The sequence below is a fragment of the Bacillus sp. REN16 genome (assembly GCF_020731355.1).
GTDB lineage: Bacteria > Bacillota > Bacilli > Bacillales > Bacillaceae_L > Ferdinandcohnia.
Genome location: NZ_JAJFZK010000023.1, coordinates 23867 through 33308 on the forward strand (window position 1 = coordinate 23867; position 9442 = coordinate 33308).

Annotated in this window: 10 protein-coding genes; 9 read left to right on the forward strand and 1 reads right to left on the reverse strand. The window is 37.7% G+C overall.

Going from position 1 to position 9442, the window contains the following annotated elements; genetic code table 11:
• Positions 1–165 precede the first annotated feature (165 nt).
• The 8 genes from LKW28_RS20700 to perR all read left to right on the forward strand — a co-directional run bounded on the left by LKW28_RS20700 (position 166) and on the right by perR (position 7578).
• Positions 166–1188: a siderophore ABC transporter substrate-binding protein gene (locus LKW28_RS20700; protein WP_229142325.1), complete on the forward strand. Its 1023-nt coding sequence runs from the start codon at positions 166–168 to the stop codon at positions 1186–1188.
• 563 nt (positions 1189–1751) lie between these two features.
• Complete coding sequence (locus LKW28_RS20705) at positions 1752–2462, forward strand: response regulator transcription factor (RefSeq protein WP_229142326.1); 711 nt, start codon at positions 1752–1754, stop codon at positions 2460–2462.
• 22 nt (positions 2463–2484) lie between these two features.
• Complete coding sequence (locus tag LKW28_RS20710) at positions 2485–3708, forward strand: sensor histidine kinase (RefSeq protein ID WP_229142327.1); 1224 nt, start codon at positions 2485–2487, stop codon at positions 3706–3708.
• Between the two features lie 121 nt (positions 3709–3829).
• Positions 3830–4552, forward strand: a complete 723-nt coding sequence (locus LKW28_RS20715) for an ABC transporter ATP-binding protein (protein ID WP_229142328.1) — start codon at positions 3830–3832, stop codon at positions 4550–4552.
• Positions 4553–4565: 13 nt separating this feature from the next.
• Positions 4566–5306: an ABC transporter permease gene (locus LKW28_RS20720; protein WP_229142329.1), complete on the forward strand. Its 741-nt coding sequence runs from the start codon at positions 4566–4568 to the stop codon at positions 5304–5306.
• Positions 5307–5492: 186 nt separating this feature from the next.
• On the forward strand, positions 5493–6449 hold the full coding sequence (locus LKW28_RS20725) for a D-2-hydroxyacid dehydrogenase (RefSeq protein ID WP_229142330.1): 957 nt from the start codon (positions 5493–5495) through the stop codon (positions 6447–6449).
• Position 6450: 1 nt separating this feature from the next.
• Positions 6451–6999: a cob(I)yrinic acid a,c-diamide adenosyltransferase gene (locus LKW28_RS20730; RefSeq protein WP_229142331.1), complete on the forward strand. Its 549-nt coding sequence runs from the start codon at positions 6451–6453 to the stop codon at positions 6997–6999.
• Between the two features lie 141 nt (positions 7000–7140).
• Entirely contained in the window at positions 7141–7578 is a 438-nt protein-coding gene (gene perR / locus LKW28_RS20735) for a peroxide-responsive transcriptional repressor PerR (protein ID WP_229142332.1), read from the forward strand.
• A 23-nt stretch (positions 7579–7601) separates the two neighbouring features.
• Here the strand turns inward: perR and LKW28_RS20740 are convergent, their stop codons facing one another.
• Entirely contained in the window at positions 7602–7970 is a 369-nt protein-coding gene (locus LKW28_RS20740; protein WP_229142333.1) for a YgzB family protein, read from the reverse strand.
• A gap of 142 nt (positions 7971–8112) precedes the next feature.
• Here LKW28_RS20740 and LKW28_RS20745 point away from each other — a divergent pair, with 142 nt between their 5' ends.
• Positions 8113–8982 (forward strand): nucleotidyltransferase-like protein, encoded by an 870-nt coding sequence (locus LKW28_RS20745; protein ID WP_229142334.1) that lies wholly within the window; start codon positions 8113–8115, stop codon positions 8980–8982.
• Positions 8983–9442: the final 460 nt, after the last annotated feature.

The following is a 9442-nucleotide window of genomic DNA, read 5'->3' on the forward strand; positions in this document are numbered from 1 at the left end:
TAGGCATTCTATGTCTCTAATTTTTTACAGAATAAAGAAAAAATATTTGTTTATTTTGTATTGACGGAAGTTGGGTATGACTCTATAATGAGAATAGTTATCAATGATAATGATTCTCATTTTTATTTCAAAAATACATAATGTTTATAAAGGAGAGGAAAATCCATGAAAAAGTGGAAATTAGCAGGTGCAGTTTTAGCACTGACGTTAGCGCTTACGGCGTGCGGGAATGATGATGAGGCTGCAAAGGAAAAAGCAAATGAGACAGATGTTGCAGGAGAACAAGCAACTAGTGAAGCAACAGGGCAATACCCAATGACTGTTTCTCCAACACTTACGTCTTCTGAAAGTGAAGAAGCAGGTACTGTTAATTTTGAAGATGAAACTTTCGATGCAATGCCAGAAAAAATCGTCGTTTTTGATTATGGTTTCCTAGATACATTAGATACTCTTGGTGTTGAAGGTGTTGTAGGGGTTCCTCAAGATTCCAGCTTGCCTGAAAACCTTGAAGAATATGCGAGCGATGACTACGTGAATGTCGGAACTTTAAAAGAACCATTACTTGAAGATATCGCTGAAATCGGTCCAGATGTTATCTACATTTCAGGTCGTTTAGCACCATACTATGAGGAATTAAAAGAAATCGCACCTGTTGTATTTGTTGGAACATCACAGGATGACTACTGGAACACATTCCTAGCTTCAGTAGATGTAGCTGCGAAAATGTTTGATAAAGAAGATGAAGCAAAAGAGCATATTGCAAAAATTGAATCAGCTATAGAAGAAGTTAAGGCTTTATCTGGCAACTATAAAACTTCTCTAGTAACAATGTACAATGAAGGTAAATTATCAGGTTTCGCTTCAAACTCACGTTTTGGTTACATTTATGATATTTACGGTTTCACGCCAGTAACCGAAGATATCGCAGCTTCTTCCCACGGTTCAAACTTTGGATTTGAAGCCATTCTAGAATTTGATCCAGAAGTGCTATTCGTTATCGACCGTACTGCAGCAGTAGGCGGCCAATCTAATATTGACAAAGATATGGAAAACGCAATCGTTCAGAAAACACAAGCATATCAAAACAAACATATCATTTATTTAGATGGTGTACTTTGGTACCTAAGCGGTGGCGGCTTAACATCTGAGCTTGCAAAAATTGAAGAAATCTTAGCAGAATTAAAATAAGCTGTGAATGAAGGCTGTCCGGAAAATCAGTGTAAAAACTGATTCTCTGGGCGGCTTTTTTTATTTGAAATGGGGTTTAGGTTTCTAATTTTTAGGAGTGGGAAAGTGGGTAGGTTTTAAGATGCAGTTTTTTCCGGTTATTAACAAAAGTAATAGCATATAGTGCGTTTAAGGCATAGGTTTTTCCTATTTTATCCATAAGTGATTGTATATAATGCCTTTATAGTGGTGGTTTTTACAGTATTATCCAAAAGTCATGACAAATAGTCTTCTTATGACATGGCTTTTTCCTAAAATATCCAAAAGTAGAGCTTTCAAATGGTTTTGCGGTACAAGGTAGGATGAAAAAGATAAGAGCTATGTACCAAAAGCGTGTTCTTGCGGTACAAGCTAGAGCTAAAATAGCTCAAACATGTCCTGCAAGTGAATTCTCACCGTACAATCTCAGGTGATAACCACCCAACAATGTCCCGCAACCTCAAGCTCCTTAAAAAAATACACCAAGATACCCTTGATTTTGTTATACTGGAAAGAAAATGGAATTGTTGAAAGGGGGCACTCGGATGAGTCGGACGATTTTGATTGTGGACGATCAGCCGGAGATTGTCGAGCTGCTTAGTCTTTATTTGGAAAAAGAGAATTATAGAATACTAGAAGCCTTTGACGGTAGGGAAGCACTAAGAATCATCGAGAAGGAAACCATCGACCTCATGCTTGTTGACCTGATGATGCCAAACATTAACGGCTATCAGCTCATAAAAAGAGTGAGACAGAACTTGCATATCCCGATCATTATCATCTCTGCTAAGAATGACGACAATGATAAGATTCTAGGGCTTGGGCTCGGCGCAGACGACTTCATTCCAAAGCCCTTTAATCCACTAGAAGTGATCGCAAGGGTTCAGGCTCAGCTTAGAAGAAGCTACAGCTACAAGCAGGAGCCAGCAGCCGAAAGTGAAAATCTTCAAATTAAAGTAGGCGATATTGTTTTAGATGAAAATTCCTTTTCAGCAATTAAGGGGGATGTAACAATCACTCTCACAAAAATCGAATATAGGATTCTTGAATTATTAATGAGTTCACCTGGAAGGGTCTATACGAAACAACAAATCTTTGAACGGGCATGGGATGACTACTATATGGGCGGCGAAGAGGACAATACGATCAATGTACATATCTCAAAGCTAAGAGAAAAGCTTGAGGAAAATCCGAAAAAACCCATCTACATTAAAACGATTAGAGGATTAGGCTATAAATTTATAAATCAGAAATAGTGAAATCGTGAGGAAGAAATCAATGAAAAAAATAGTTGATCGGATTTTTCCGGAAAAAGAAGGGTTCATCCCGTATATATACATCGCGAACCTGGCCATTCCACTCTACTTTTTATTTCAAGAATCCCAGGGGAAATTGCTATTTGGCTTGTTATTAATGGCGATCCTTGTTGTCGCCTACCGGCAGGCTTTCTGGAGCCCGCAGCACATACTTACGTTCGTTCTTGTCCAAGTATCAATCATTCTATTATTTGGATTCATGTACGATCCCTTATATACGTTTATGATTTTTATTGTTGTGTATCAAGTGACTCGTCTTCCGGTGCAATGGATGTATATTGTGTGCGGTTTGTTCACATTTTTTGCTCTTATCTTGGTCTATCAAGTTGTCCTATCCGGAGAATATTACGCCATCCTAAATTTAGGACCTCCTATTTTCGGTGGCAGTATTTTACCATTTATTATTAAGGGGTCCATTAAGTACAAGGAAATGAGTGAAGTCTTAAGGAGAACGGCAGAAGAGTTAGAGCGGAAAAATCGGGAAATGACGAGACTGGAAGAAAGTAAAAAGCAAATGCTTGCAGACATCTCCCATGATTTAAAAACACCCATTACGACGATTCAAGGATATTCGAAAGCGTTATATGAAGGTGTAGTAACAGAAGAAGAGCAAATGAAAAAATACTTAACATACATTTATGACAAGTCTATTCGGGTAACATCCTTGATTGATGAGCTCTTTATGTTTTCTAAGTTGGATAGCCCAGATGTGCCTATTCAAAAAGAGATGAAAGACATTTGCGAATTTTACCGTGGGGTCATTGCGGAGCATTTTGATTTATTTGAGGAAAAAGAAATGGAGCTTGAGATCAACATTCCTGATAAAAAATTGATGTATCCATTCGATCCAAAACTACTTAATCGAGCGATATCCAATCTGCTCCAAAATACGAATAAATACAATCCGGACGGTACGGAAATTTATCTTACATTAATTCAAACAGAAGATAACATTTTCATTGAAGTCGGTGACAATGGGGTTGGCATTCGTGAGGAAATCGCCCAAACATTATTTGATCCGTTTGTAAGAGGGGATAAAAGCAGGATGAACGACGGTGGATCCGGTCTCGGTCTTGCCATCACAAAGAAAATCGTGGAACTCCATAATGGCACCATCTATGTCGACACCACACCAAAGCAAGGAAAAACAAACTTCATAATCGAACTCCCAATTCAAAAGGTATAGCCGCAGGCTTACCTTTTTTTCATTCTTAAGCAAGATATAAGTCTCACTTAAGGTTTAGTTAAGGTTCGCTGTCTATGATAAGGGTAACAAAGCAAAGGGAACTTAAAAGGAGGACCTAAAAATGAATCAACATGTAATCGAACTTACAAATATATCAAAAAGCTATGGAGACGTAAAAGCAGTTGACAGCATCAGCTTACAAGTCAAAAAAGGAGAGGTACTAGGAATCATTGGTGCAAACGGTGCCGGAAAATCAACTACCCTCGAAATCATGATGGGCATTCGCAAACCAGACACTGGAACCGTAAAAGTCCTTGGGATGAACGTCGATGATGCATCGAACGAAATTAAACAAAAAATTGGCATCCAGCTTCAACAAACAGCGCTTTACGACCGAATTAAAGTCAAGGAAGCTTTGAAACTATTTAGTTCCTATTACGATAAAAAACGAGACTTACAGGAAATCATCGAAACGCTCGGGCTTCAACCTTATCTCAATAAATATGTTAAGAATCTATCAGGCGGCTGGCAGCAACGAACATCATTAGCATTAGCACTTGTAAACGACCCTGACATTATTTTTCTCGATGAACCGACGACCGGCTTAGATCCACAGGCAAGACGTGATCTCTGGATTTGCATCAATCGCTACCGTGAAGAAGGAAAAACGATTCTTCTTTCTACACATTACATGGATGAAGCGCAGAAGCACTGTGACCGAATCGCGATTATTAGAAAAGGAAAACTTGTCGCTTGCGACCAGCCGCAGAATCTAATTGATTCTTACCTGCAAGGTGCAGGAACGATGGAAGATGTATACCTAAAATATGCGGTTTCACAATAAGGGGGAAATTAACATGCAATCAATTCTTACACATACACAAATGGAATTAAAATTATTTTTTCGTGAGACATTAGCTTTACTGTTTACCTTTATCGTCCCAGCCGTCAGTTTTGTAGTGTTCGGATTCATGTTCGAATCAAACACATATGAAGGGCTAAATTACTTTCAAGCCTATATTCCAAGCATGATCGCCATCATTATTTTTACCACAGCCTTTTTCACAATGGGACTGCAAATTGTAATTGACCGGGAAAAAGGTGTATACAAACGCTTAAAGGGAACACCTATTAATCAACATGCGATTTTTACTGCAACGATTTTAAAAGGCTTTATCGCTATCTATGTTGGTGTCGCTGAAATTCTATTAATTGCAAAGTTCGGATTTAATTCTGTATTAACTGAGCATCCTTTTGAGTTTTTTGCAGCCTTAACATTTTGTGCGGTTACATTTTTCTCAATTGGTTTTATCGTTTCAAGTGTGACAAAGCGTATGCAGACAGCTTTAGGAATTGCGATGATTGCAATGTACCCGATGATGTTTTTATCCGGAGCAACGATTCCCTTGGAAACATATCCAGAGGTTCTTCAAAAAATTGCTGCCATCGTACCATTAACCTATGTTGTAAACGTCTTACGAAATGGCTGGAACGGAACACTTTTTACAACAGATGCACTTTTTGACATTGGAATCTTACTGGGGATTTTAATTGTATCAACAGTGATTGGATTAAAATACTTCAAGTGGACGGACTGATAGGGTAGCCTATTTTTCACAGACAGAGTCAAACGTCTATACACTTTCGATATAACGGACGTATCTTATAAGTGTAGGGCATACCTCCTCAGATGTTAGCGAATTTTAGTGCGAGAGAAATCTCGCACCTTTTTTTGCTTTCACCTTTTAAACAAACTTGTTACTATATAGGTAAGGAGGCGTATTATGCGAATCTTATCAACATTTATTCCAATCGACGAAGTTACAGAAAACATGAAAAAGGCGTTTCCGGATGAAGAATTTATCTATTGTGAGGATATTGAGAAAGCCTTACCTAAACTACATAACGCAGACATATTACTTACATATGGGGAGGACTTAATCCCTGAGCATATTCAAATGGCAAAGAATCTAAAATGGATCATGGTGATCTCAGCGGGACTTGAGCTAATGCCTTTTAAAGCGATTGAGGAAAAAGGAATCCTCGTCACAAATGTTCGAGGCATTCACAAAATCCCAATGGCTGAATACACCCTTTCCATGATGCTGCATATTACCAAGAAAAATAAGACAATCGTTGAACAGCAAAAGCATAAAAGCTGGGATCGGCTCACCCATTTTCCAGTTGGCGAGTTATATGGAAAAACAATCGGAATCTTAGGTGTTGGTGCGATTGGCGGCGAAATTGCAAGACTTGCAAAAGCCTTTAACATGAAGACCATTGGATTAACTCGCAGCGGCAGAAAGCATGAATATATAGACGAAATGGTTCAATTTGATGGGCTAAATGATATCTGTGAAAATGCTGACTATTTTGTTTCGGTCCTGCCAAGTACCAATGAAACAAAATATATTCTCAACGAAAGCCATTTTGATCGTATGAAAAAGGATGCCATTTTCATCAATATTGGTCGTGGAGATTTAGTGAAAGAAGATGTCATATTAAAGGCCATGCAATCTAAGAAAATTTTACATGCCGTATTGGATGTATTTGAACAGGAACCACTTCCTGCCGACCATCCATTTTGGACGCTAGAGAATGTCACCGTAACTCCGCATATCTCAAGTAAGTCACAATATTATCAACCAAGATCATTTGAAATCTTTGAAAAAAATCTTCATATATATAAACAAGGCGGCAATGAATTTATCAATAAAATTGACTTGAACCGGGGGTATTAAGATGAAAATCTATACAAAAACAGGTGATAAAGGGACGACCTCACTCGTATATGGACAGCGGGTTTCAAAAACGGATATGCGTGTTGAAGCATATGGAACATGTGATGAAGCAAATTCTATGATTGGATTAGGCTTAAGTCACCTGCATATTACACAATTCGATGGCAAATCTGAGGTTGAGCAGATTTTCAAAAAAGTTCAAACGACCTTGTTTCACGTCGGTGCAGAGTTAGCCACACCTGCTGGGAAAGAAGTAAAATGGAAAGTTTCCGAGGAAGACGTTACTTTATTAGAAGAAACAATTGATAAATGGGATGCTGAGAATCCTCCGCTTACAAACTTTGTTTTACCTGGAGGCAATCAAGCGGGTGCAGCCTTCCATGTGGCAAGAACCATTGTAAGGAGAGCTGAAAGAAATGCCGTAGCTGTTGGGGAAGACGTAAATCCATTGGCAATATCCTATTTAAACCGCCTTTCCGATTTTCTTTTTGTTGCGGCTCGCTATGTCAATCAGAAGCTTGGCCAAAGCGAACCAACACTCCATCAGTGAAAAAATCAGTAAAACAAGCGTATTTCACTGGGATTAGTCATATAGTAATGGTAGATATGTTGACAAAAGTAGTGAAATCAAGATACACTAATTATAAGGATTATAAAGTAATAATGTTTACTAGAAAAGAGGTGCATGGCGGTGTCAGAACATCTTTTGAAAGAAGCGCTTGATACGTTGAAAGAAACCGGGGTTCGAATCACTCCGCAACGTCATGCGATATTAGAATATCTAATTAATTCAATGAGTCACCCTACTGCAGATGATATCTATAAAGCACTTGAAGGAAAGTTCCCAAACATGAGCGTTGCAACCGTATATAACAATCTTCGTGTATTCCGTGAAGTTGGTTTAGTGAAGGAATTGCCTTACGGAGATTCATCAAGCCGTTTTGATTTTATCACAACACAGCACTATCACGTAATTTGTGAAGAATGTGGGAAAATTGTGGACTTCCACTACCCAGGTTTAGATGAAGTGGAAGCATTGGCAGCACATGTGACTGGCTTTAAGGTTAGCCATCATCGAATGGAAATTTACGGTTCATGCCAAGATTGTCAAAAAAAGTGCGCACATTAAAAAAAGCTGATCAGGTCATCCTGTCAGCTTTTTTCTACTTTAGAATATTTTTTACTATTGTATTTCTCATCAAACTCTTTCCCTTCAAGTGCTGGATCAAGAGTTAATGGTTCCTTACAATGCATACATACATCTACTCTGCCTAACATCTTAGTTGGCTTTTCGCAAGAAGGACAAATGATCTGAATGGTTCGTGTCGAAAGCAAGCCAATCCAGAAATAAACAACTGTACTTGCTAAAATAAATACAAGGCCAAGAAGCATAAAGATTGTCATAAGGATAACATTTTCTCTAAAGAAGATTCCCCCGTACATGACAATAAATCCAGCGAAAATCAAAGCAAGAGCAAAAGAACGAATTTTATTAATTTTACTAGAATATTTTACACCCATATTTCAAACAACCTCCTAGATATACTATACAATATAAAAAAGAAAGATAAAAATAAAAAAAAGATTCTGCCTAAAATGTGCAGGGTTTTATTTTTTGTGCGTCGAAATATATTAGCATCGGATTTGAATGGAGGAAATCAAAATGGAGGATTTACTTCGACCTCTTTACCAAGAAAGAGCAAGCCAACCCAATACGTTAGGGGTTATTCTTATAGAAAAGGGAAAGGATGCTTTTTCACATACAGATCACTTTGACATAGCCCTACTTGTAATAGTAAAAGAGGCAGAGAAAAATGTGTTTATTAAACATTATGACTATGATAAAAACAAAGCAACCTTGTATACAGTGAAAGAAAGTCAACTTAAAGAATGGCTCTTATTCGGTTCTAACCGGAAGATTGTTAACTGGATTGTAAACGGCAAAGTACTTTTTGATCGAAATGAATACATTACGGACTTAAGAACTGAGCTTCATGAATTTCCAACTGAAGAAAGACAAATTAAGATGGGAATCGAATTTGCGAAACTAATTCGCAGATATCAGGACGGTAAAGCATTCTTTAATGCAAAACAACATCTAGACGCCTATAATTATGTCATTCATGCACTTCATCATTTAGCACGATTAGCGATTATCGAAAATGGCTTTCATCCCGAAATAACCGTCTGGAACCAAGTGAAACAAATTGATCCACAAATATATAAACTGTATATTGAGCTCTTAGAAAGTGAAGAATCACTTGAAAAACGGCTAGAGCTTCTCTTCCTTGCAAGTGAATTTCTTATACATTCCAGAGCAAAACGTGGAGCCATTCATATTCTTAATGTGTTGTCTCAAAGAAATGACTCCTGGACATTTGGTGAGATTATGGAACTTCCTGAGTTAAAAGTATATTCAGTCGACCTGGAGGTCTATCTCGATTTCCTTGTCGATAAACATTTTATTAATGTAGAAACAATCGAAACAAAAGGAAAAGGTGTTTTCCATAGAACATACAATGTTAATAGATAAACATAGTGAACTCCTTCAGTCATATTGAAGGGGTTTTTTTAGGTGTGCGTTTAGTAGAGTGGGTACAAGATTGTTGATTTTATTTTCATAGGTATATTCACTGGCACGTAAACTCTTTTGGTATTAGCGGGGCTGGGTGTTATTCATATCAAAGGTTTTTTTATTATTTTAGAAAAATATTTGATTTTAGTGTTGACGGATTATTGATCCCCGTGGTATATTAGATTTCGCCGCTGAGAAACACAAATCAGCCGGTAAAAACTTTTTGAAAATATTATTGACATTAATAAATCACCATGATATATTAATAAAGTCGCTTCTGAGCGGCGGTCAAAAAGTTCTTTGAAAACTGAACACAATACAAGCGTCAACGTTTTAATTTAAGGTAACAAATTTATTGAGCAATCAATACTCTTATTGGAGAGTTTGATCCTGGCTCAGGATGAACGCTGGCGGCGTG

Coding starts and splice junctions, on each gene's coding strand:
- LKW28_RS20740 (WP_229142333.1), bottom strand. CDS start 7,970: ATGGGTGTAAAATATTCTAGTAAAATTAATAAAATTCGTTCTTTTGCT.
- LKW28_RS20745 (WP_229142334.1), top strand. CDS start 8,113: ATGGAGGATTTACTTCGACCTCTTTACCAAGAAAGAGCAAGCCAACCC.
- LKW28_RS20700 (WP_229142325.1), top strand. CDS start 166: ATGAAAAAGTGGAAATTAGCAGGTGCAGTTTTAGCACTGACGTTAGCG.
- LKW28_RS20710 (WP_229142327.1), top strand. CDS start 2,485: ATGAAAAAAATAGTTGATCGGATTTTTCCGGAAAAAGAAGGGTTCATC.
- LKW28_RS20730 (WP_229142331.1), top strand. CDS start 6,451: ATGAAAATCTATACAAAAACAGGTGATAAAGGGACGACCTCACTCGTA.
- LKW28_RS20705 (WP_229142326.1), top strand. CDS start 1,752: ATGAGTCGGACGATTTTGATTGTGGACGATCAGCCGGAGATTGTCGAG.
- LKW28_RS20720 (WP_229142329.1), top strand. CDS start 4,566: ATGCAATCAATTCTTACACATACACAAATGGAATTAAAATTATTTTTT.
- LKW28_RS20715 (WP_229142328.1), top strand. CDS start 3,830: ATGAATCAACATGTAATCGAACTTACAAATATATCAAAAAGCTATGGA.
- LKW28_RS20725 (WP_229142330.1), top strand. CDS start 5,493: ATGCGAATCTTATCAACATTTATTCCAATCGACGAAGTTACAGAAAAC.